Consider the following 23,734-nt stretch of genomic DNA (forward strand, 5'->3'; position numbering starts at 1 on the left):
CAGCCAAGCAGTGCCGCAGGCGCGGATGTCGAAGTCGCCAGGAAGGCTCTAGGGCCTATTCGCCACCGATCCGTTCTTCTGCAGGCACTGGCGGCGAAACAGCGCCAGGTGGATCGAGGGTGATCGGCGGCAAACCACCCGCTCCCGCAGGCCGCGGCGGCATGCCAGGCACCGGGGCCTGCTGAGGGTCGGTGCGGAACAGACCCCGGATCCAGTCGCGCATGGTGCCCAGCGAGCTGTCGGCTGGCGGTGGCGGGCTGGTGTCGAACTCGTCCACAAACCGGTCGTTGCCATCGATCACCTTGTTGCGGATAGCCTGCTGCATGAACTCGCCCACCATGGGCAGCGCACTGCGTGCACCCTGCCCCCAGTAGTCGCTGCGCAGCGTGATGCGCCCGTCGTTGAAGCCCGCCCAGGCACCCGCCACCACGCGGCTGTGCATCATGATGAACCAGCCATCGGTGTTGTCTTGCGTGGTGCCGGTCTTGCCTGCCACATCGGCCTGAATGCCATACCGTGTGCGGATGGCCGTGGCCGTGCCCCGGTCCACAGCGCCGCGCATGGTGTTTCGCAGGGTCTGGGCAGCCCGGGGCTGGAAGACCTCTTCGGGCACGGGCTTGGCAAAGGTCTCCAGCACCTTGCCGTGGCGGTCTTCGATGCTGGTGATGAGCACCGGCTCCACATAGCGGCCCAGGTTCACGATGCTGCTGTAGGCCGAGATCATTTCCTTGAGCGTGACCGGGCTGGTGCCCAGCGCGAGGGACGGAACCTCCTCCAGCTTTGACTGCCGCACCCCCAGGGCGCGGGCCACTTCGGCCACTCGGGCCGGGCCCACCTGCTGCATCACCTGCGCGGTGATGGTGTTCTTGGACAGCGCCAGACCATCGGCCAGCGTCATGGGCTGATCGCTGGGTGGCCCACCATCGGTGGGGCGCCACACGCGCCCGCCGCCCAGCGGTATTTCCACTGCAGAGTCCATCAACGTGTCTTCTGGCGTGGCCCCATTGGCAAACGCGGCGCCGTACACGAACGGCTTGAAAGTGGAGCCCGGCTGGCGCCGCGCAGCCTGCACATGGTCAAACGGGTCTTGCGCAAAATCGCGGCTGCCCACCCAGGCCAGCACATGGCCGGTGACCGGGTCTTGCGCCAGAAAGCCGGCCTGCACACGTGTCTTTTCGGCGCGCAGCTTGGCCATGAAGGAGGCGTCATCCATCAGCGCTTTCAGCGCGTCGTCGGGGGTGTCGCCCTTGTCCACGGCTGCGCGGTATTCGGCGCTCTCACGCACCAGGGTCTGCACCAGCTCGTTCTTGGGGCCCCAGCCGTTGCGCTGCGTCCAGGCGGTGTCTGCCACGCCTTGCAATTGCCGGCCCTGCCGTGCCACCGCCTGGTTGGCATAGGCCTGCAAGCGCGAGTCGATGGTGGTGCGGATCACCAGGCCGTCCGAATACAGGCTGTAGCCCTTGCTGTCGGCCCAGTCGATGAGCTGCTTGCGCAGCTGGATCGCAAAGTGTGGCGCCGGGCCCATGACCTCGGTCTGGCGTTCGAAGTTGATGCGCAGCGGGCGCTTTTGCAGGGTCTCGAACTGCTTGGCATCGAGCTTGCCGCGCTTGACCATCTGCGACAGCACCGTGTTGCGGCGGGCCTGCGCGCGCTCGGGGTTGAGCACCGGGTTGTAGTAGGCCGTGCCCTTGAGCATGCCGATCAACGTGGCGCTTTCCAGCACATTGAGCTTGTCGGCCGACTTGTCGAAATAGGTGCGCGCGGCCATCTCGATGCCGTAGGCGTTGTACAGAAACGGCACGGTGTTGAGATAGGTCTCCAGGATCTCGTCCTTGGAATACGACGCCTCGATCTTGAGCGCGGTGATCGCCTCCTTGAGCTTGCGCGTCAAGGTGCGCGAGCGGCCGATTTCCTCCGGGAACAGGTTGCGTGCCAGCTGCTGGGTGATGGTGGAGCCGCCCTGCGGGTCGCCGCGCAGCGTCAGCACCACTGACGACGCCGTGCGCCGCCAGTCCAGCCCGAAGTGCTTGTAAAAGCGGTGGTCCTCGGTCGCAATCAGCGCGTCCACCACGTTGGGCGAAATCTGGTTCAGCTCCACCCATTCGCGGTTGGCCCAGCGGTATTCGGCCAGCAGCTTGCCGTCAGCCGACATGAGCTGCGCGGGCAGCTCGCTCTTGGCCTTGCGGATGTCGCTGATGCCGGGGGTAAAAGGCACCAGCGCCAGCGTGAACACCAGCAGCGCAGCGGGCACCACCACCGCCGTCCACAGCAGCAGGCGCCGCACGGGCCGGGGAACCCAGGCCAACAGGCCCGCCATGCGGGCCCGGAAAGAAAGCAGCCACTTGTGCATCAATGAATCGCCGGGAGATAAGAGGTCGCTTCAGACCCGCTCCGCCAGGGGCAGGTCATGAAGGAGTCGGAAAGAGAACACAAAAGGAGAATCGGGCATGGTGCACCGTGCCCCGTCAGACACCCTGACCTGACAACAGTTCCAGCATGCCGGCTTCGTCCAGCACGGGCACGCCCAGTTCTTGGGCCTTGGCGAGCTTGCTGCCGGCTTCTTCACCCGCCACCACGTAGCTGGTCTTTTTGCTGACGGAGCCCGCCACTTTGGCGCCAGCGGCCTCCAGCAGGTCTTTGGCGGCGTCTCGGCTCAGGGTCGGCAGGGTGCCGGTGAGCACCACGGTCTTGCCCGCCAGGATCTGCGGGGCACGCTCGGCCACCGGGCCTTCGGGCCAGGTCACGCCGCAGGCGCGCAGTTGCTCGACCACCTCGCGGTTGTGCGGCTGCTGGAAGAAGGTGTGCAGGCTCTGTGCCACCACGGGGCCCACATCATTCACCTCCAGCAACTGTTCCACGCTGGCGCCCATGATGGCGTCCAGCGTGCCAAAGTGCCGCGCCAGGTCTTTGGCCGTGGCCTCGCCCACATGGCGCAGCCCCAGGCCAAACAGAAAACGCGGCAAGGTGGTCTGCTTGGACTTTTCCAGCGCGGCCAGCACGTTCTGGGCTGACTTCTCTGCCATGCGCTCCAGGGCGATGAGCGATGTGAGGCCCAGTCGGTACAGGTCGGGCAGTGTCCGGATCACGTTGGCATCTACCAACTGGTCCACCAGCTTGTCGCCCAGGCCCTCGATGTCCATGGCGCGGCGCGCGGCAAAGTGCAGGATGGCCTCCTTGCGCTGCGCGGCACAGAACAGGCCGCCCGTGCAGCGGTGGTTGGCCTCGCCCTTCTCGCGCACCACCGCGCTGCCACACACGGGGCAGGCCTTGGGCATCTGAAAATTAGGTACATAGCCCGTGCGGTTGCCCGGCATCACGCCTACCACTTCGGGGATCACATCGCCCGCACGGCGCACGATGACGGTGTCGCCCACGCGCACGCCCTTCTTGCGGATCTCGAACAGGTTGTGCAGCGTGGCGTTGGTGACGGTGACGCCGCCCACAAACACCGGCGCCAGACGCGCCACAGGCGTGATCTTGCCGGTGCGGCCCACCTGGACGTCAATGCCTTCGATCTTGGTGGCCATCTCCTGCGCGGGGTACTTGTGCGCCACGGCCCAGCGCGGCTCGCGGGTCTTGAAGCCCAGGTCGCGCTGCAGCTGCAGGGAGTTGACCTTGTAGACCACCCCGTCAATGTCGTACGGCAGCGCATCGCGGCTGGCACCCACCTGCTGGTGAAATGCTACCAATTCAGTAGCGCCCACCGCAATTTGTACCTGCGCTGCCACCGGAAAACCCCAGGATTTCAACGTCTGCAGCATCTCGAAATGCGTGCGGAACACGGGCCCACCCTCGGCAGGCGGCGTGATGGCGCCCAGGCCGTAGGCAAAAAAGCTCAGCGGTCGCTGGGCGGTGATGTTGGAGTCGAGCTGGCGCACCGCCCCTGCGGCTGCGTTGCGCGGATTCACAAAGGTTTTGCCACCCTGCTCCCGCTGGCGCTCATTCAGCGCGTCAAAGTCGGCGCGGCGCATGTAGACCTCGCCGCGCACTTCGAGCAGCGCGGGCACGCCCTCGGGCAGAGTCAGCGGAATCTGCCGGATGGTGCGGATGTTGTGCGTCACGTCCTCGCCCACCTCGCCATCACCGCGCGTGGCGGCCTGCACCAGGCGGCCGTTTTCGTAGCGCAGGCTCATGGCCAGGCCGTCAAACTTGGGCTCGGCCACGTATTCGATCGCGGGGTCGGCGTCGGTCAGGCCCAGCTCGCGCCGCACGCGCGCATCAAACGCCTGGGCACCCGTGGCTTCGGTGTCGGTTTCGGTGTGGATGCTCAGCATGGGCACCGTGTGGCGCACGGAGGCCAGGCCCTCCATCACCGCACCAATCACACGCTGCGTGGGCGAGTCGGGGGTGACCAGGTCGGGGTGCGCGGCCTCCAGCGCCTGCAGCTCGCGGAACACGCGGTCGTATTCGGCGTCAGGCACGGTGGGCTCGTCGAGCACGTAGTACTGGTGCGCCCACTGGTTGAGCTGGTCGCGCAGTGCTTTGATTTTGATAGCTGGTTGCGCTTGATCCGCGGGCACAGCGGCCGAAAAAAGGTCCAAACTCTCGGTCATGACCGCACCAGCGCTCAGCTGAAAAGGCGCCGCGCCAGGACAGAGCCCGCCGACAGATCCCGCCCATCGAGCTGGTCATACAGCAGCTCCAGATCCGCAGCGATCGGGTCCATGGCCATCGCGGGCAGCGGCGTACCATTCTGGTCGCACAACACGCCGTCCATGGCCTGGCACAGGGCGGCGGCTACGTCGCGCAGGCGGGCAAAGGGCTGCTCGGTGCGGTGAACCTGGGCCACGTCCAGGCTCAGGGTGATGTCGCGAATCGCGGACTGGTCCGGGTCTTCGGCCAGCGCGGCCTGGGTGTCGTAGCCCAGGGTGAGCAAGGGCGGCAGGCCGGGGGTACTGGCGGGCAGCACCAGGCGACCAGGCATGGCACCGGGCACGAAACCCAGGCGCGCGGCGTTCTGCTGCACATAGCCAGGGCTCCAGGCGGCCTGGCGGGCGCGCAGCATGAACATGAGCTGGGCGTCGTGGTCGCTGGCGAACTGGTCGAGCTCGCGGGCGCGGGCCACCTCCTGCAGCATGTCCGGGAAGTCGGGCGCGGCGTTGATGGTGTCGGCAAAGGCCTGGGCCTTGACGACGAATTCGGAATACTCGATCTCGTTGAGCGCGCCCATGCGGTTGGCCAATTGCACACCGGCCTGGAACGACTGGTAGCGCTGACCGGGTGCGGGCGTTTCCCACTGCTGGGTGGCTTCGTTCAGGCCTTCGATGGCAAAGGGCTTGCTGCCCGCGCGGCGTGTGGGCGGCAGCGCAGCCAGGGCGGCGTCGCCAGACACCACATGCTCGGGCTGTAGCGATGCGATCACGTCGATGAGCGGGTCCAGCCCGGGCCGGCGCTCCGATGAGAACGGGGGTACAGGCATTTGCAGGGCATCGCCCGCGTCCACCGTGTGCTCAGACGGCTCCGGCCCCCGGTCCAGGCCATGGAACTCGCCAGGTGGCATTGCCCCTCCCGCGCCCGCATCAAACCCGGGCTCCAGGCGCTGCGCGGGCTCTGCAGCCGCGTCGTGCTCCGTGGGCAAAGCGCGCTTGGGCGCGTTGCGGCGCGAGGTCCAGGTGTTGTAGGCCACGATGAGGGCCAGCACCAGGCCACCGATGATGGCCAGACTCAGTTGCAATGTGCTCATAGAAAGAATTTTCGGCTATCCGTTGCATTGCGCACGCCCATGACGCATCGGACTGGCGCGGACCGCGCTAGAGACGCAAGCCAAGGTCCGCCCCGCAGCAAGGGCGTCGTCCCCATGAGGGGCTGAGGGCCGCGGCAACAAGCCTGCCTGCGCAGGCTTGGACGTGTCCGAAGAGCCGCCGACTCTGGCGGCGGTGCGTAGGCGCGAAGCGACTCAGGGGGCAAGCTCATACATCCACCATCGACAAAGCGGATTCCATGTCCACCGCCACGATGCGCGACACGCCCTGCTCTTGCATGGTCACGCCGATCAGTTGCTCGGCCATTTCCATCGCGATCTTGTTGTGGCTGATGAACAGGAACTGTGTGCCCTTGCTCATGCTGGACACCAGCTTGGCATAACGTTCGGTGTTGGCGTCGTCCAAGGGCGCGTCCACCTCGTCCAGCAGGCAGAACGGCGCGGGGTTGAGCTGGAAGATGGCAAACACCAGCGCGATGGCCGTGAGGGCCTTTTCGCCCCCCGACAGCAGGTGGATGGTCTGGTTCTTCTTGCCGGGTGGCTGGGCCATCACCTGTACGCCGGAATCGAGGATTTCGTCACCGGTGATGATGAGCTTGGCTTGGCCGCCGCCGAACAATTCGGGGAACATGCGGCCAAAGTGCGCGTTGACAGTGTCGAAGGTGCCGGACAGCAGCTGGCGCGTTTCGCCGTCGATCTTGCGGATCGCGTCTTCCAGCGTGTTCATGGCCTCGGTCAGGTCGGCCGTCTGCGCATCGAGGAACACCTTGCGCTCGCTGGCGAGCTTGAGTTCATCCAGAGCGGCCAGGTTGACGGCGCCCAGGGCTGCGATTTCGCGGTGCAGGCGATCAATCTCGCTCTGCAGGCCGCCCATGCGCACATTGCCCTCGGCGATGGACTGGGCCACGGCCTCCAGGTCGGCCTGGGCGTCGGCCAGCAAGGTGGTGTACTGCTCCAGGCCCAGGCGCGCGGCCTGTTCCTTGAGCTGGAACTCGGTGATGCGCTGGCGCAGCGGGTCGAGCGCGCGCTCCAGCTGCATGCGGCGCTCGTCGCTGGCGCGCAGCTTGGTGGTCAGGTCGTCGTATTCGCTGCGCTGGGCGGAGAGTGCCTTTTCGCGCTCCATCTTCACTTCCAGCGCGGCCTGCAGGCCGCCTTGGGCTGCGGCGTCAGAAAGACGGGCGAGTTCATCACGCGCACGCTGCTCTTCGTCGGCCAGGGCCTTGGCCTGTTGTGTGGCGGTTTCGATGGAGCGGTTGAGTTCGCCCCGGCGCGCCTCCAGGCTGCGCTGCGAGAACGTGGCCTCCTGCGCCTGGCGCTCCAGCGTGCGCTGCTGTTCGCGGCAGGCGGTGAGTTTGCGTTCGGCCTCGATGACCTTGTCGCCCAGCTGGGCCTCGCGCTCCTGGCTGTCGGCCAGCTGCATGTCCAGCTCTTCAAAGCGGGCCTCGGCGGCCACGCGGCGTTCCTGCAAGTCGGCCAGCTGGGCTTCGACCTCGGCCAGGTCGCCGTCGATCTGTGCGCTGCGGGCGCGGGTCTGCTCGGCCAGCTGCGTGAGGCGCAGGGTTTCGACCTGCAGCTCGTGGGCGCGGCTTTGTGTTTCGGTCGCTTCGCGGCGCGCGGCCACGAGGCGCTGGGAGGCATCGGCATAGGCCGCTTCCGCACGGACCAAAGCGGTGCGTGATTCTTCGGCGATCAGCGCCTGCGCGCGCAATTCCTTTTCGAGGTGCTCGATCTCCTGCGCGCGGGCCAGCATGCCGGACTGCTCGGAGTCCTGCGCATAAAAGCTCACGCTGTGCGCGCTGACGGCATGGCCCGTGGGCACAAACACCACTTCGCCGGGCTGCAGCGTGCTGCGGCGGGCCAAAGCGTCGTCCAGCGTGGGCGCGGTGTAGCAGCCTTGCAGCCAGTCCACCAACACGGCACGCAGGCCCGCATCGTTCAGGCGCAGCAGGTCCGACAGGCGGGCATGGGGTGACGATGTTTCGGGGTGGCCCGCAGCCGGGGCGCTGTAGAACGCGAGGCGGGCGGGCGGCGCATCGTTGCCGCCAGAGCCCAGGAAGCCGCGCACCATGTCCAGGCGCCCTACTTCCAACGCAGCCAGTCGCTCACGCAGGGCGGCTTCCAGCGCGTTTTCCCAGCCGGGTTCGATGTGGATGCGGCTCCACAGGCCTTGCAGGCCATCGAGGCCATGCTTGGCGAGCCAGGGACGCAGCTTGCCGTCGGTCTTGACCTTTTCCTGCAGCGCCTTGAGTGCCTCCATGCGGGCGGACAACTCGGCCTGGCGTGCGCTCTCGCTGTTGACGGCCTGCTGGCGAGCGCGGCGGTCGTCGTCCAGCTGGGGCACGGACTCCTGCAACTCGTGCAGACGGGCTGCGGTGGTTTCGGCGATCTCTTGCGCTTCTTCGAGCTGTTCGCCCAGGTTGGTCAGGCGGGCTTCGTCGGGCGCAGCCAGTGCGTTGCGGTCGGTGCGCAGGCGCTCGAAGCGGGCATCCAGCTGGCGGCTTTGCTCGTCAAAGCTGCGCTGCTCTGCAGCCAGCACGCCAATCTGCTGCTGCACCTGCACCACGGCAGTCCGTTGCTCGGCCGTGCGGCTTTGCGCCTGGCGCAGGGCCTCTTCGAGGTCGGGCAGCTGCATGGCCTGCTCTTCGACCTGGGCGGCCAGCAGCTCGGCGCGTTCTTCGGCGTCCACACCAGCACCGGCCAGGTTTTCCAGCTCGATGTCGGCCTCTTCCTTGCGGGTCTGCCACTGCGCGATCTGCTCGGCCAGCTGCACCAGGCGCTGCTCCACGCGCTGGCGGCCTTCCACCACGTAGCGGATCTCGGCTTCGAGCTTGCCGACCTCGGCAGTCGCTTCGTACAGCTTGCCCTGGGCCTGGTTCACCTGGTCGCCCGCAGCGTAGTGGGCCTGCCGGATGGTTTCAAGGTCCGATTCGACCGCGCGCAGGTCAGCCATGCGCGATTCGAGGTCGTTCACGGCCTGCAGACCGTCCAGCCGCACCTTGTTCTGCTGTTCTTTGGCCTCGGCCCGCTTCAAAAACCACAGCTGGTGCTGCTTGAGCGTGGCATCGGCGTGCAGCGTGTTGTATTTGGCGGCCACCTCGGCCTGCTTTTCAAGCTTTTCGAGGTTGGCGTTCAGCTCGCGCAGGATGTCTTCGACCCGCGTGAGGTTCTCACGCGTGTCAGAGAGGCGGTTTTCGGTCTCGCGGCGGCGCTCTTTGTATTTGGAAACGCCAGCGGCTTCTTCGAGGAACAGGCGCAGTTCCTCGGGGCGGCTTTCGATGATGCGGCTGATGGTGCCCTGGCCGATGATGGCGTAGGCGCGGGGCCCCAGGCCCGTGCCCAAAAACACGTCCTGCACGTCACGTCGGCGCACCGGCTGGTTGTTGAGGTAATAACTGCTGGTGCCGTCGCGCGTGAGCACACGGCGCACGGCCACCTCGCCATACTGGCCCCACTGGCCGCCTGCGCGGTGGTCGGAGTTGTCGAACACCAGCTCCACGCTGGCGCGGCTGGCCTGCTTGCGCGTGGTGGTGCCGCTGAAGATCACATCCTGCATGCTCTCGCCACGCAGCTCGCTGGCCTTGCTCTCGCCCAGCACCCAGCGCACCGCGTCCATGATGTTGGACTTGCCGCAGCCGTTCGGGCCCACCACGCCGACCAGTTGCCCGGGCAGCATGAAGTTGGTGGGTTCAGCGAACGACTTGAAGCCAGAGAGCTTGATCGAGGTAAGACGCACGGATCAGAAGGCGGATAAAAGCAGGAGGGACGCGGGGGTCAACCAGGGCGCCGGTGCGCAGTCCCGGCGTAAAACACACCGGCAGGGCCGGGTGTAGGTAAGGCCGGAATGATACCGCGCCGCCTGCCCGACCCCAGGGCCCAAGGTCCGTGGCCAGCGCCTGCGAGCGCTCCCCCATCAAAAATCCAGCCCAAACAGCCTGGAGCGCTAGTGCAAATTGGACTTTATGCTATCAAATTTGATAGCCAAAGACTGCTACTGTCAAGGCAGCACACACACCTGGTTACGCCCGTTGGATTTGGCCTGGAACAGGGCCTCGTCCGCGCGGGCCACGGCCTGCGGCAGGTGCTGCAGGGCGGAGATCTCGCACGCGCCAATCGACACGGTCAGCTGCTCAGGGTCGGTGATGCCCTCTACCGCGCGGCGCAGTTTTTCGGCCACCTTCAGCGCGTCAGGCAGCGCGGTCTGCGGCAGGCAGACCAGAAACTCCTCGCCGCCCCAGCGGATGATCTCGTCGCCGCGCCGCAGGGTATCGGTCAGCACCCGGGCCACCGCCTGCAGCGCCTTGTCACCCGCGTCGTGGCCAAAACGGTCATTGATGCTCTTGAACCTGTCCAGGTCCATCAACAGGATGGATGAGGCAGGCTCAAACAGCGAGGCGCGGTACACGCGCCGGTCGATCAGGTCCACCGCATGGCGGTTGAGCAGGCCGGTGAGCGCATCGTGGTAGGCGGCGCGCTGCAGCTCCTGGCGCTCGGCCGCCACCGTCATGAGCGAGCCGAACAACTCGGCCAGCCCCGCAAACAGGTTTACGCCGACTTCGTCAAAGTAGCCATCGCGGTCGGCATAAAGAACAAAGATGCCGCTGTAGCCGTTGAAGGTGGATGCAATGGGCAGGGCCAGCACATGGTGGATGCCGTGGTGGCGCGCTGCGTCGCGCCAGGGCCCAAACGGTGAGAACTGCGACACCGTGAAAGGGCCCGCAGACTTGCCGTCCAGCGTGGTAAAGGCAGGGCCAATGCGGGTGAGCAGGTTGCGCTCGATGTTCAACGATTCGGCATAGGCCGCCGCCGGGCCTGCATACACCTGTGGACGGATGGTGTGCGTATCGGTAGGGCCAAACCAGGTCCAGGCCAGTCGGATGTGGCTGGTGACGTCCACGATGGCTTGGCAAACCCCGCGAATGATCTCCAGTTCGCTGCGCCCCAGTATCAGCTTGGCCGAGCGCTTGAGCAGCATTTCGGCGATCACCGAGCGCTCGCGCTGCGCATCAAAGTCCTGCATCAATGGCATGGGTGCGGGCGGCGAAGGCTTTTTGAAGAACATGGCAATGGCAACAGGACAGCGCCCGCATCATAGGTGGCACTGCCAGCCTGCGGGTGCAAAGGGTCTACGGCGGCGCATTGCCAGCCCCATACCACCGGAATCCCCATGCGCCCGACGAAAGCCCCGCGTCATCAAAGGCTCCCATCCAGTGGGCCATTGGTACGGCGCACCAGTTCCTCAAACTCGGCCACCGCCACAGGGGGACTGAGCAGGTAGCCCTGCCAGGCGTGGCAGTGGTGGCGCTCCAGAAACTCGCGCTGCGCCTCGGTCTCCACGCCCTCCGCAATCACGCGCAGGCCCAGGCTGGTGCCCAGCGCCACCACCGTTCGTGCAATCGCGGCATCGTTGGGGTCGGTGAGCACGTCGCGTACAAAGCTCTGGTCGATCTTGAGCTGGTCCAGCGGCAGACGCTTGAGGTAGCTCAGCGACGAGTAGCCTGTACCAAAGTCGTCGAGCGAAAAGCCCACTCCATAACCCTTGAGCTGGCCCATCTTGTCGATGGTGTCTTCCACGTCCTGCAGCAGCAGGCCCTCGGTCATCTCCAGCTTGAGCTGGTGGCCGTCAGCCCCCGCACCCGCCAGCGCCGCGAGCACCTGGGAGACAAAGCCGCTCTGGTGGAACTGCCGTGGGCTCACGTTGACAGCCAGGCTCAGCGAGGCCAGGTCGGGCTGCTGGGCCCAGGCAGCCAGCCGCCGGCAAGCCGCCTGCAGCACCCACTCGCCCAGCGGGAGGATCAGGCCGGTTTCCTCGGCCAGCGGGATGAAATGTGCGGGCGAGATGAAACCATCGCGCGGGTGACGCCAGCGCAGCAGGGCCTCGGCCCCGGTGATGCGGCCATGGTCGATCTGCGGTTGGTAATACAACTCGAACTGGCCCTGTGCGAGGCCCACCCGCATGTCCAGCTCCAGCGTGGCGCGGGCGCTGACCACGGCCTGCATCTGGGGGTCGTAAAAGCGCAAGGTATCGCGCCCTGCGTTCTTGGCCTGGTACAGCGCCAGGTCGGCACGCTTGAGCAGTTCGTCCACGGTCTCGCGTGTACCGCTGTAGATGGTGACGCCCATGCTCAGCGAGCTGTGGTGCGCGTCGCCATCGATCTGGTAGGGCTCGCGCAGCACACCCAGGATGCGCTGGCCTACGTCTTCGGCACGCGCGGCGGCCTCTTCGGGGGTTTCGCCCAGGTCTTCCAGCACGACCACGAATTCGTCGCCGCCCTGGCGGGCCACGGTGTCATCCTCATGCACGCAGCCACGCAGGCGGTGCGCCACCTGCAGCAGCAACGCATCGCCCCGGTCGTGGCCCCGGGTTTCATTGACGGTCTTGAAGTTGTCAAGATCCAGCATCAGCAATGCGCCACTGCGCTGGTGGCGCGCACTGGTGGCCAGGGCCTGCTGCAGCCGGTCCATCAGCAGGCGGCGGTTGGGCAGGCGGGTGAGCGGATCGTAGTAGGCCAGCTGGTTGATCTCTTCCTCGGCGGCCTTGCGCTGGCTCAGGTCCTGCATGGTGATCAGGCGGCCGCCTTCGACAAAAATGCCGGAAATCTCCACCGGCTTGTACTTGCCGTCCGCACAGAGGATCGTGTACTCGGCCAGTGGAATGACTCCCTGGTGCGAGGTGTCCAGCAGCCTCTGGCGGATCGCGTCGCGCTCTGCAGCATCGGGGTAGGCACGCCTCCACCAAGTGTCGGTGTCGGGCACCTCCTCCTGGGTGTAGCCGCAGATCTGGACATAGCGCTCGTTGCGAAAACTGATGAGTCCGTCGTCCTGCACCAGGCACAGCCCCATGGGCAGGCGCTCCAAAATGCTGCGCAGGCGTTGTTCATTGGCGCGCAGGTTTTCTTCCATGTGCTTGCGCGCAGTGATGTCCTGCACCACGGCAATGTGATGGCCGGGCGCGGAGCCCGAGGCCCACATGGATGACACCGTCAGGTCGCCCCAGACCTCGTGTCCGTCCTTGTGGATGTAGCGTTTTTCCAGTCGGTATTCGGGCACATCACCGCTCTGCAACCGCCGGACATGGGCCAGGTCCGCTGCCAGGTCATCGGGGTGGGTGAGGCTCTGAAAAGTCATGCCCACCATTTCCTGCGGGCTGTAGCCCAGGATGTCGCCGTAGCGCTGGTTGACACGCACAAACTTGCCGGTGTCCGAATCTACCTGGGCTACACCCACAGTGGTCTGGTTGAAAAGCGCACGAAACCGCTCTTCGCTCTCGCGCCGCGCATCGTCGGACAACTGGGCGCGCATCAGCGCCAGGGTGCGCTGGCGCACCAGCAGGGCCACGGTGGACGCCAAAAGCAACGACACCAGCGCCGCAGCCAGCCCGGCCAGCCACGGCAAGCGCGTTTCGGATGCCGTCAGGAACGACCGGGTTGGATAGAAGGTGAGCTGCCAGCGCCGGTCATGCACTCCCAGCTCGCGCACCAGGGGCTGCGCGCCGGGCAGGCCCGGAGCCGTCTGTTCCAGCAAGGGGCGCACTGTGCTGTCGCCTGATTCGGTGCGCACCGGTCCCAGGTCGGCCATGGCGACTGCGATGCCGTTCAAAAACCCCTGGCTGCCCAACCCCTGCACCAGGTCATACACCCGCAGGGTGGAGGCCACCGCCCCCACAAAACGCTGCTCGGCCGTACCTGCGGTGGGGTCAAACACCGGCACGCGAATGACGATGCCTGCGCGGTGTCTATCCTCCTGAAGCAGATCGAACGGGGCAGACACCACGGTCTGCCCGCTGTCGCGGCTGTAGCGCATGGCCGCTAGGTTGGTGGGCTGGACACTGATATCGAGGCCCAGCACACCCTCGTTGCCGAACATGGGCCAGAGGTACTCGGCCACAAAATACTCGGGACGCTCGCCGGGCGGGTGGATCTTGAATCGCGGCAGACCTTCGGGAGACAGCGAGGTGTCGGCCCGCACGCTGGCCTCATAGGCCTCGCGATCCCGCCCCGGCACCCAGCGCGTAAAAGACAGGTTGCGCACGCCAGGGTAGCGCTGGCCCACCTCCATCTCGCTGGCGGCCCGTTCAAAATCCAGGCGCGACAAGCGCGGATTGGCGGTGAACAGCCCCCGCAGGCCATTGACGACCTCAGTGTGGCCGGCGATGCGCTGGCTCAGCGCCTCGGTGAATGCCCGCGTCTCCTGGGTAAATCGCGCTTCGTCTATCTGCGCCATCGACGCGGCCTGGTGCTGCGCCAGCCACAGGCTCACCACCAACCCCAGGGCGGCCACACCCAGGCCCGCCACCCAATGCCGATAGCGGCTTTGGGGTGCCAGTCCAGCCAACGGGGTTGGGTTGAAAGAAGTCAGATCTGCGCCTTTGCGTCGCCCAGCAGACATCCGGCCAGGCAGTGGGGTCATCACGCAGGATAGCGGCAATCCCGCCGCGGTGGAGCCAACAAATCGTTACGGTCAAAAATTTAAGAAAAAAGTGCTTCCAACGCCACAGCCACATGCCTTGCAAGCTATGAAATGATGAGCATATTTCATAACCCATACGGTCACGGGTTTACCCCAATGAGCGCTCCCGATGCGACGGGGTATGGCGCAAACTGGCTGCGGTTTTCGTTCACATCCAGCGCCCGCCCGATGGGCGGAAACGCCCGCTGCGGGCACGCATCCCGCTCGCACACCTTGCAGCCCATGCCAATCGGCACGGCCGCCTCGGGGTCGGCCAGGTCCAGCCCGCGCGCATACACCAGCTGCGCGGCATGCCGGATGTCGCAGCCCAGCGCCACCGAGAACTCCTTGCCCGGCACGCCCCACCCGCCCCCGCTGCGCGATACCGTGCGTGCCACCCACAGGTAGGCGCGCCCATCTGGCATGCGCGCCACCTGCGGCACGGTGCGGCCCGGCTGGGCAAAAGCCTCGTACACGTTCCACAGCGGGCAGGTGCCGCCGATCTTGCTGAAGTGAAAGTGTGTGGCCGACTGCCGCTTGCTGATGTTGCCCGCCCGGTCCACCCGAATAAAGAAAAAAGGCACGCCACGCGCGCTGGGCCGTTGCAGCGTGGACAGGCGGTGGCACACCGTCTCGAACCCCACACCAAACTGGTGGCCCAGCCGGTCGATATCGTAGTGCGCAGCCTCGGCCGCCCGCAAAAAGGCCGCGTAGGGCAGCACCAGCGCCCCAGCAAAGTAGTTGGCCAGGCCAATGCGCGCCAGGGCCCGGGCCTGGTCACTCGATAGCGCGGCGCCGTCGGCAATGCGCTGCAGCGCGTCACCCTGCTCCAGAAATGCCAGCTGCGTCGCCATCTGGAACGCGCGCTGCCCGCGCTCCAACCCCGCCGCCAGCTGCAGCAGCCCGGCCTCGGCCTGGAACACGCGCTGCGCCTGGCCAGGCAGGTCGGCCACATCCACCACGCGCACCCCGTGGGCCACGAGCAGGCGTTGGGCCAGCGCCTCATCGGCCCGGCCGGGCAGCAGGCCCCAGTCGGCGGCACATCGCTCGGCCGCGTCGTCCAGCTCGGCAATGTGGTTCTGGCGCGCAAAGAAGAAGTCGCGCACCTCTTCATAGGCCATGGGCGGGTGGCTGGGCAGTGGGGCCACCCCACTGCGGTCGTCACCCAGACTGCCCAGCGCCTCTAGCCGCTCCAGCGCTTGGCGGTGCCGCTGGTGCAACGCCAGCAGCGTGCGCGCCACGGCGGGCATACCTGCGGCCAGCTCGCGGATCTCGGCCAGGGACACGGCATCGCCAGCGCCGTCTCCGGCGAGGCCCGCAGGCAGGTCCGCCAGCACCTCGCGCAGGCCGGTGATGAGGCGCGCCTCATCGTCATCCGAAAAGCGCTGCACGTCCACGCCGAACACAGCATTGATCTTGAGCAGCACAGGCACCGTGAGCGGGCGCTGGTTCTGCTCCAGCTGGTTGAGGTAGCTGGCGGACAGGTCCAGCGCCCGCGCCAGCGCAATCTGGGTCATGCCGCGCTCTTCGCGCAGGCGGCGCAGGCGCACGCCCATGAAGGTTTTTTTCATTCGATCTTTCTCAGTGGTGCTTGGTAGCACCTTCACCATCATTCGCAATATTTGCAAATTGACGGTTTTGCATTCGCAATCATTCGCCAATTCAGGACTTACAGAGGGATTCCATTGTGCGTAAATTGCGAAGCATGACAACCCCTACTGGCACCGTCGAGCTGACGGAAATCGTGTTCCCTGCCGAAGCCAACCACTACGGCACGCTGTTTGGCGGCAACGCCCTGCAGCTCATGGCCAAGGCGGCGTTTCTGGCAGCGCGCGGCGCCGCGCAGCGCGACGTGGTGATGGCGGGCGTGACCGATGTGCGTTTTCTGGCCCCCGTGCCCGTGGGCCATGTGCTCACCCTGCGCGCCTGGGTCAGCCGCATCGGGCGCAGCTCGCTCACCGTGTGTGTGACGTGCCTGGCCGCCACGCTGGGCTCTCCCCCAGAAGAGGTGCTGAAGGGGATTTTTGAAATGGTGGCGGTGGATGCCAAAGGCCGTCCCGTTGCCATCACCAATTCGTATCTGAACCAGGAGACCGCATGACCACCACCGCAGACACCCCGGGCTTCAGGCCCAAGAAGTCCGTCGCGCTCTCGGGCGTGACGGCGGGCAACACCGCCCTGTGCACCGTAGGCCGCACGGGCAACGACCTGCACTACCGGGGCTACGACATCCTCGACATTGCCGAGGTCTGCGAATTCGAAGAAATCGCCCACCTGCTGGTACACGGCAAGCTGCCCACACGCGCCGAACTGCGTGCCTACAAGTCCAAGCTCAAGGCCCTGCGCGGCCTGCCGCTGTCGGTCAAGCAGGCGCTGGAGCAACTGCCTGCCGCCAGCCACCCCATGGACGTGATGCGCACGGGCGTCTCGGCCCTGGGCTGTGCGCTGCCTGAAAAGGACGACCACAACCTGCCGGGCGCGCGCGACATTGCCGACCGGTTGATGGCATCACTGGGCTCCATGCTGCTCTATTGGCACCACTGGGCCAGCTCGGGCCGCCGCATCGAGGTGGAGACGGATGACGACTCCATCGGCGCGCACTTTTTGCACCTGCTGCATGGTGCCAAACCCAGCGCTGCCTGGGAGCGTGCGATGCACACCTCGCTCAACTTGTATGCCGAGCACGAGTTCAACGCATCCACCTTCACCGCCCGGGTGGTGGCCGGCACGGGCAGCGACATGTATTCGGCCATCACCGGCGCCATCGGCGCGCTGCGCGGGCCCAAGCATGGTGGTGCAAATGAAGTGGCGTTTGAAATTCAGAAGCGCTATGACTCGCCCGACGAGGCCGAAGCCGACATCCGCCGCCGCGTGGAGGCCAAGGAGGTGGTCATCGGATTCGGCCACCCGGTCTACACGGTAAGCGACCCGCGCAACGTCGTCATCAAGGGCGTGGCACGCAGCCTGTCGCAAGACGCTGGCAGCACCAAGATGTTCGACATTGCGGAGCGGCTGGAGACCGTGATGTGGGAGGTGAAAAAAATGTTCCCCAACCTCGACTGGTTCAGCGCCGTGAGCTACCACATGATGGGCGTGCCCACCGCCATGTTCACGCCGCTGTTCGTCATCGCACGCACCAGTGGCTGGGCGGCGCACATCATCGAGCAGCGCATCGACAACAAGATCATCCGGCCGAGTGCGAACTACACCGGGCCGGAAGACCTGGCGTTTGTGCCGATCCAGGACCGCAAGTAGAACAAGGCACAAGACGCCCCCAGCCCCTTCCCCACGTTCATGAACACTCTGTACCGCAAGAAGCTGCCTGGCACGCAGCTCGACTACTTTGACGCCCGCGAGGCGGTCGAAGCCCTGCAACCCGGCGCCTGGGCCACCCTGCCCTACACCGCCCGCGTGTTTGCCGAAAACATCGTGCGCCGTACTGATCCGGCCACCATCGACGACTGCCTGCGCCAGCTCGTCGAGCGCCGCAATGACCGCGACTTTCCGTGGTACCCGGCGCGCGTGGTGTGCCACGACATCCTGGGCCAAACCGCCCTGGTGGACCTGGCGGGCCTGCGCGATGCGATTGCCAAGGAGGGTGGCGACCCGGCCCAGGTGAACCCTGTCGTGCCGGTGCAGCTCATCGTGGACCATTCGCTGGCCGTGGAATGTGGCGGGTTCGACCCCGATGCGTTTGCCAAGAACCGCGCCATCGAAGACCGCCGCAACGAAGACCGCTTTCACTTCATCGAGTGGACGAAAAAGGCCTTTGCCAATGTGGATGTGATCCCGGCGGGGAACGGGATCATGCACCAGATCAATCTGGAGAAGATGTCGCCGGTCGTGCAAGTACAAGGCGGCGTGGCCTACCCCGACACCTGCGTGGGCACGGACAGTCACACGCCGCATGTGGACGCGCTGGGCGTGATTGCCATCGGCGTGGGCGGCCTGGAGGCCGAGAACGTGATGCTGGGCCGCGCATCGATGATGCGGCTGCCCGAGATCGTGGGCGTACAGCTGACCGGCCAGCGCCAGGACGGCATCACCGCCACCGATGTGGTGCTGGCGCTCACCGAGTTTTTGCGCAAGGCCAAGGTGGTCGGCGCCTACCTGGAGTTCTTTGGCGAGGGCGCAGTCAAGCTCACCATTGGCGACCGCGCTACCATCTCGAACATGGCGCCTGAATATGGCGCCACGGCAGCCCTGTTCAGCATCGACGAGCAGACGCTGGAGTACTTGCGGCTGACCGGCCGCGAGGCCGGCCAGGTGAGGCTGGTCGAGACCTATGCCAAGGCGGCGGGTTTGTGGTCCTGCACGCTCCAGGGCGCGGTCTATGCGCGCAACCTGGTGTTCGATCTGTCGAGCGTGGTGCGCAATCTGGCCGGTCCCTCCAACCCGCACGCGCGCGTGGCCACATCCGAACTCGTCGCCAAAGGCATCGCGGGCCCCTGGGCCATGCCGTCGCGGGGTGAAGGCACGATGCCCGATGGCGCCGTGGTCATTGCCGCCATCACCAGCTGCACCAACACCTCCAACCCGCGCAACGTGATTGCTGCGGCCCTGCTGGCGCGCAACGCAAACCAGCTGGGCCTCACGCGCAAGCCCTGGGTCAAGACCTCGCTCGCGCCCGGCTCCAAGGCGGTAGAGCTGTATTTGAAAGAAGCCGGTTTGCTGGCCGACCTGGAAAAGCTCGGCTTTGGCATCGTGGCCTTTGCCTGCACCACCTGCAACGGGATGAGTGGCGCGCTGGACCCAGCGATCCAGCAGGAAATCATCGACCGCGACCTGTACGCCACCGCCGTGCTCTCGGGCAACCGCAATTTCGATGGGCGTATCCACCCCTATGCCAAGCAGGCGTTTCTGGCCTCGCCCCCTCTGGTGGTGGCCTATGCCGTTGCGGGCACGGTGCGTTTTGACATCGAGAAGGATGTGCTGGCGGTGGTGCACGGACGGGAAATCCGCCTCAAAGACCTGTGGCCCAGCGACGAGGAAATCGACGCGGTGGTCAAGGCAGCCGTCAAACCCGCGCAGTACCGCGCCGTGTACGAGCCCATGTTCGCCATCCGGCACGATGATGGCCAGCGCGTGTCGCCCCAATACGACTGGCGGCCACAGTCCACCTACATCCGCCGCCCGCCTTACTGGGACACCGAAGGCATCGGCGCGCTGGCCGCGACACCGCGCACCCTGCAGGGCATGCGCCCGCTGGCCATCCTGCCCGACAACATCACCACCGACCACCTGTCACCCTCGAACGCCATCCTGCGGAACAGCGCAGCGGGCGAATACCTGGCCCGCATGGGCGTGCCCGAGGAGGACTTCAACTCCTACGCCACGCACCGGGGCGACCACCTCACCGCCATGCGCGCCACGTTTGCCAACCCGCAGCTCGTCAATGAAATGGCCGTGGTGGATGGCCAGGTGAAGAAAGGATCGCTCGCCCGCGTGGAGCCCGATGGCCAGGTGATGCGCATGTGGGAGGCCATCGATACCTATCTGAACCGTCGCCAGCCGTTGATCATCATTGCCGGTGCCGACTACGGCCAGGGGTCGAGTCGCGACTGGGCCGCCAAGGGTGTGCGCCTGGCGGGCGTGGAGGTGGTGGTGGCTGAAGGGTTTGAGCGCATTCACCGGACCAACCTGATTGGCATGGGGGTGCTGCCGCTGGAGTTTGGGGCGGGGGTCAACCGCACCACGCTGGTGCTGGATGGGACGGAGATCTATGGCGTGGAGGGAGAGATGAAACCCCGCGCCGACCTCACCCTGGTCATCCGCCGCAAAAATGGCGAGGAAACAAAGGTGCCCATGACATGCCGCCTGGACACGGCCGAAGAGGTCTCCATCTACGAAGCGGGCGGCGTCCTGCAACGCTTTGCGCAAGACTTCCTCGCCAAGAATGCAGGCCAAAAACAGGCTCTGGCGCCCGCCTAAAAAGCGCCAAACGCTATCAATTTTGACAAATCTCCATGAGCATTTCATCGGCACCACAGATACGCACTCCCGCCACCTACATGCGGGGGGGCACGAGCAAAGGCGTGTTCTTTCGCCTCGACGACCTGCCCGCCTCCGCCCAACAACCCGGCACGGCGCGCGACGCCTTGCTGCTGCGTGTGCTGGGCAGTCCCGACCCCTATGGCAAGCAGATCGACGGCATGGGCAATGCCTCGTCCAGCACCAGCAAAGCCGTGATCCTGAGCCGCAGCACGCAGCCGGGGCATGAGGTGGACTACCTGTTTGGCCAGGTGTCCATCGACCAGCCGTTCGTGGACTGGAGCGGCAACTGCGGCAACCTTTCAGCCGCCGTGGGGCCCTGCGCCATCCACATGGGGCTGATCGATGCGGCGCGCATTCCCCAGAGCGGTACCTTTCCGGTCCGCATCTGGCAGGCCAACATCGGCAAGACCATCGTGGCGCATGTGCCGATGAACAATGGGCAGGTGCAGGAAACGGGTGACTTTGAACTGGACGGCGTGACGTTTGCGGCAGCCGAGGTGGCGCTGGAGTTCATCGACCCGGCTGACGATGACGATGAAGGGAGCGCCATGTTCCCGACTGGCAACGTGGTGGACACGCTGGAAGTCCCGGGCGTCGGCAGCTTCGCCGCCACGCTGATCAACGCAGGCATCCCAACCATCTTTCTCAACGCGCAAGAGCTGGGCTACACGGGCACCGAGCTGCAGGGCGCGATCAACGGCGATGCAGGGGCGCTGGCACGCTTCGAGACTATCCGTGCCTACGGTGCCCTCCGCATGGGCCTGATCCAGCACATGAGCGAGGCCGCAACCCGTCAGCACACCCCCAAGATCGCATTCGTCGCGCCACCGGCCAGCTACACGGCCTCCAGCGGCAAAGCCATCGACGCCAAAGACATCGACCTGCTGGTGCGCGCGCTCTCCATGGGCCAGTTGCACCACGCCATGATGGGCACCGCGGCGGTGGCCATTGGCACTGCCGCAGCAGTCCCCCGCACGCTGGTCAACCTGGCGGCTGGCGGCGGCGTGCGCAGCAGCGTGCGGTTTGGCCACCCCTCGGGCACCCTGCGTGTGGGGGCTGAAGTAGCACAGATCAACGGCCAGTGGAAGGTGACCAAGGCCCTGATGAGCCGCAGTGCCCGCATCCTCATGGAAGGCTGGGTCAGGGTGCCCAGCGACACTTTTTGAGCCAAAACCACGCCATGCGCTAGTGAAACATGCGCCATAAGCTATCAAAAATATAGCAACATCAATCCCCATCTGTTCCATGAATACCAAACAGCAACTCAAAGCCCTGGTCCAAGCCCGCCGTGGCGTCATCGTGCCGGGCGCGTTCAACGCCCTGTCCGCCCGCGTGGTGGCAGACCTGGGTTTTGAAGCCATTTACGTCACCGGTGCAGGTGTGACCAACATGTGGTTTGGCCTGCCGGACCAGGCCTTCATGGGCCTGACCGACATTGCCGACCATACAGCCCGCATGCGCGACGCTGTGGAGCACCTGCCGCTCATCGTCGATGCCGACACGGGCTTTGGCAACGCGCTCAACACTTACCACGCGGTGCGAACGCTGGAGCGCGCAGGCGCCGACTGCATCCAGCTCGAAGATCAGGTCAGCCCCAAGCGCTGCGGGCATTTCAACGGCAAGGAAGTAATCGCTACCTGCGAGATGCTGGACAAGATCAAGGCGGCCGTGGATGCACGCCGTGACGCGGACACCCTTGTCCTCGCTCGCACCGACGCCTGCGCCACGCAGGGCTTTGAGGCCGCCGTGGAGCGCGCCCAGCGCTTTCAGGAGGCAGGCGCCGACATCCTGTTTGTGGAGGCCGTCACCACGCTGGAAGAGATCCGTGCCCTGCCCCAGCGGCTGGCGGCGCCGCAGCTCATGAACATGGTGATCGGTGGCAAGACGCCCATCACCAGCGCCGAAGAGCTGGCCACCCTGGGCTACGGCCTGGTGCTGTATGCCAACGCGGCGCTGCAAGGTGCGGTGGCGGGCATGCAAAAGGCATTGACCGTGTTACGCGACACCCGGCGCATCGACGAGGACCCCACGCTGGTGGCGCCGTTTGCCGAGCGCCAGCGGCTGGTGCGCAAGGCCGACTGGGATGCGCTGGAGGCAAAGTACGCCAGGCCGTAGCGTAGCGAACGGGGCAAGCACATGTCGCATTTTTGCATTTGAGACAGCACAAGCCACCAGCGCAGCGCACAATGGTTCATTCCGCCACACAGTGCACGCTGCCTGATGCAAAGCATTTCTTCACTCAATTTGGCGAATTCGTTGCTGGACGCCGTCTGCATTGTTCAAGCGGACAGCACAATTGTGTTCGTCAGTTCTGCTTTCGAGCGCATCTTCGGATACGCGCCCGAGGAAGTCGTCGGCAAACGCATGCTGGATCTGGTGCACCCGGAAGACCTCGCCGCCACGCAGCGTCAAGCCCAGAGCGTGACGCAAGGCGAACTGCAGCTACAGTTTGAAAACCGCTATGTGCGCAAGGACGGATCCATTGCGCACATCCTCTGGACAGCACGCTGGCTGCCAGACAGGCAGGTACGGCTTGCTGTGGCCCATGACATCACCGAGCGCAAGGCCACTGAGTCGATGCAGGCGGTGATCTACGCCATCTCCGAAGCCGCGCACACCACACACAACCTGCAGGCGCTGTTTCAACACATCCACCAGATCATCGGCACTCTTTTGCCCGCCACCAATTTTGCGGTGGCCTTGTACAGCGCGCACGATGACCGGCTGAGCTTTACGTACCACGTCAACGAACATCTTCCCGCGCCCGAGCCCATGGCGCTGGCCGAGGATCCACGCTATGCGGAGGTGATCCGTGGCGGTGCCACCTTGCTGCTCACACCACAAGTCTCGGTATCGAAGTCCACACACTGGCGCGCTGCTGGGCCCGCCACACAGGGAGCGCTTTATTGGCTAGGGGCGCCTTTGCAAACGCCGCGCGGGCCACTGGGCGCGCTGGTTCTGCAAAGTTATACAGAACAAGGCCGCTACACCGACAAGGACAAGGATCTGCTGCAGTTTGTCTCCACCCAGGTGGCCGCAGCCATCGAACGCAAGCAGATTTATGAGCGCCTGGAACACATGGCGCAGTACGACCAGCTCACGCACCTGCCCAATCGCCCGCTGTTCCTGGACCGCCTCAAGACCGCCCTGGCCCGCGCGCGGCGCGACCAGACGCTGCTGTCGCTGCTGTTCATTGACCTGGACCGCTTCAAAGAGGTGAACGACACCCTGGGCCATGCCATGGGCGACCTGCTGCTGCAGCGCGTGGCGCAGCGGTTGCTCGAATGCGTGCGCGCATCCGACACCGTGGCACGGCTGGGCGGTGATGAATTTGTGGTGCTGCTCGAAGGGGGCCAGGCCCGCGAGCACGCCAGTGCAGCGGCCGACAAGATACTCGCAGCCTTTGGCCAGGACTTCGACCTAGAAGGCCAGCGCGTGTACATCCAGCCCAGCATTGGCGTGGCCATCTACCCCGAGCATGGCGGCGAAGAGCACCGCCTGTTGGGTCGCGCCGACGAGGCCATGTACCTGTCCAAGCGGAACGGGGGCAACCAGGTGCGGGTGGCACTGGTGCCCCAGCATTCCTGACGTCCG

At 65.6% G+C, this 23,734-nt stretch carries 13 protein-coding genes; 6 read left to right on the top strand and 7 right to left on the bottom strand.

Features of this window, described 5'->3' with window-relative positions; all coding sequences use genetic code 11:
• Positions 1-55: 55 nt before the first annotated feature.
• The 7 genes from AC1Q64_RS14450 to AC1Q64_RS14480 form a co-directional block, all read right to left on the bottom strand.
• A complete protein-coding gene (locus AC1Q64_RS14450; protein WP_492251802.1) occupies positions 56-2,350 on the bottom strand; it encodes a penicillin-binding protein 1A in 2,295 nt (764 codons plus the stop codon).
• 115 nt (positions 2,351-2,465) lie between these two features.
• Positions 2,466-4,553, bottom strand: a complete 2,088-nt coding sequence (gene ligA / locus AC1Q64_RS14455) for an NAD-dependent DNA ligase LigA (protein ID WP_492251803.1) — start codon at positions 4,551-4,553, stop codon at positions 2,466-2,468.
• 14 nt (positions 4,554-4,567) lie between these two features.
• Positions 4,568-5,683, bottom strand: a complete 1,116-nt coding sequence (locus AC1Q64_RS14460) for a cell division protein FtsZ (protein ID WP_492251804.1) — start codon at positions 5,681-5,683, stop codon at positions 4,568-4,570.
• A 226-nt stretch (positions 5,684-5,909) separates the two neighbouring features.
• A complete protein-coding gene (gene smc / locus AC1Q64_RS14465) occupies positions 5,910-9,434 on the bottom strand; it encodes a chromosome segregation protein SMC (RefSeq protein ID WP_492251805.1) in 3,525 nt (1,174 codons plus the stop codon).
• Positions 9,435-9,695: 261 nt separating this feature from the next.
• Positions 9,696-10,727 (bottom strand): GGDEF domain-containing protein, encoded by a 1,032-nt coding sequence (locus tag AC1Q64_RS14470; protein WP_492251806.1) that lies wholly within the window; start codon positions 10,725-10,727, stop codon positions 9,696-9,698.
• Between the two features lie 164 nt (positions 10,728-10,891).
• Positions 10,892-14,086: a bifunctional diguanylate cyclase/phosphodiesterase gene (locus AC1Q64_RS14475; RefSeq protein WP_492251807.1), complete on the bottom strand. Its 3,195-nt coding sequence runs from the start codon at positions 14,084-14,086 to the stop codon at positions 10,892-10,894.
• 161 nt (positions 14,087-14,247) lie between these two features.
• Positions 14,248-15,717 (bottom strand): short-chain fatty acyl-CoA regulator family protein, encoded by a 1,470-nt coding sequence (locus tag AC1Q64_RS14480; RefSeq protein ID WP_291437803.1) that lies wholly within the window; start codon positions 15,715-15,717, stop codon positions 14,248-14,250.
• 134 nt (positions 15,718-15,851) lie between these two features.
• On the opposite strand from AC1Q64_RS14480, the gene AC1Q64_RS14485 reads away from it, so the two are divergent.
• The 6 genes from AC1Q64_RS14485 to AC1Q64_RS14510 all read left to right on the top strand — a co-directional run bounded on the left by AC1Q64_RS14485 (position 15,852) and on the right by AC1Q64_RS14510 (position 23,728).
• Positions 15,852-16,247 carry an acyl-CoA thioesterase gene (locus AC1Q64_RS14485; protein WP_492251808.1) on the top strand — a complete coding sequence of 132 codons (396 nt, stop codon included), beginning with the start codon at positions 15,852-15,854 and terminating at the stop codon, positions 16,245-16,247.
• Positions 16,244-17,401, top strand: a complete 1,158-nt coding sequence (prpC, locus tag AC1Q64_RS14490; RefSeq protein WP_492251809.1) for a bifunctional 2-methylcitrate synthase/citrate synthase — start codon at positions 16,244-16,246, stop codon at positions 17,399-17,401. The genes AC1Q64_RS14485 and prpC overlap by 4 nt, the downstream gene beginning before the upstream one ends.
• A 39-nt stretch (positions 17,402-17,440) precedes the next feature.
• On the top strand, positions 17,441-20,077 hold the full coding sequence (gene acnD / locus AC1Q64_RS14495; protein ID WP_492251810.1) for a Fe/S-dependent 2-methylisocitrate dehydratase AcnD: 2,637 nt from the start codon (positions 17,441-17,443) through the stop codon (positions 20,075-20,077).
• Between the two features lie 41 nt (positions 20,078-20,118).
• Positions 20,119-21,306, top strand: a complete 1,188-nt coding sequence (gene prpF / locus AC1Q64_RS14500) for a 2-methylaconitate cis-trans isomerase PrpF (RefSeq protein WP_492251906.1) — start codon at positions 20,119-20,121, stop codon at positions 21,304-21,306.
• 79 nt (positions 21,307-21,385) lie between these two features.
• A complete protein-coding gene (locus tag AC1Q64_RS14505) occupies positions 21,386-22,255 on the top strand; it encodes an isocitrate lyase/PEP mutase family protein (protein WP_492251811.1) in 870 nt (289 codons plus the stop codon).
• A 105-nt stretch (positions 22,256-22,360) separates the two neighbouring features.
• Positions 22,361-23,728, top strand: a complete 1,368-nt coding sequence (locus AC1Q64_RS14510) for a sensor domain-containing protein (RefSeq protein ID WP_492251812.1) — start codon at positions 22,361-22,363, stop codon at positions 23,726-23,728.
• Positions 23,729-23,734: the final 6 nt, after the last annotated feature.

It is taken from the genome of Acidovorax sp. GW835-FHT14G06 (assembly GCF_058793595.1).

Coding starts and splice junctions, on each gene's coding strand:
- AC1Q64_RS14510 (WP_492251812.1), top strand. CDS start 22,361: ATGCAAAGCATTTCTTCACTCAATTTGGCGAATTCGTTGCTGGACGCC.
- AC1Q64_RS14450 (WP_492251802.1), bottom strand. CDS start 2,350: ATGCACAAGTGGCTGCTTTCTTTCCGGGCCCGCATGGCGGGCCTGTTG.
- AC1Q64_RS14505 (WP_492251811.1), top strand. CDS start 21,386: ATGAATACCAAACAGCAACTCAAAGCCCTGGTCCAAGCCCGCCGTGGC.
- AC1Q64_RS14470 (WP_492251806.1), bottom strand. CDS start 10,727: ATGCCATTGATGCAGGACTTTGATGCGCAGCGCGAGCGCTCGGTGATC.
- ligA (WP_492251803.1), bottom strand. CDS start 4,553: ATGACCGAGAGTTTGGACCTTTTTTCGGCCGCTGTGCCCGCGGATCAA.
- AC1Q64_RS14475 (WP_492251807.1), bottom strand. CDS start 14,086: ATGTCTGCTGGGCGACGCAAAGGCGCAGATCTGACTTCTTTCAACCCA.
- acnD (WP_492251810.1), top strand. CDS start 17,441: ATGAACACTCTGTACCGCAAGAAGCTGCCTGGCACGCAGCTCGACTAC.
- AC1Q64_RS14480 (WP_291437803.1), bottom strand. CDS start 15,717: ATGAAAAAAACCTTCATGGGCGTGCGCCTGCGCCGCCTGCGCGAAGAG.
- AC1Q64_RS14485 (WP_492251808.1), top strand. CDS start 15,852: ATGACAACCCCTACTGGCACCGTCGAGCTGACGGAAATCGTGTTCCCT.
- prpC (WP_492251809.1), top strand. CDS start 16,244: ATGACCACCACCGCAGACACCCCGGGCTTCAGGCCCAAGAAGTCCGTC.
- AC1Q64_RS14460 (WP_492251804.1), bottom strand. CDS start 5,683: ATGAGCACATTGCAACTGAGTCTGGCCATCATCGGTGGCCTGGTGCTG.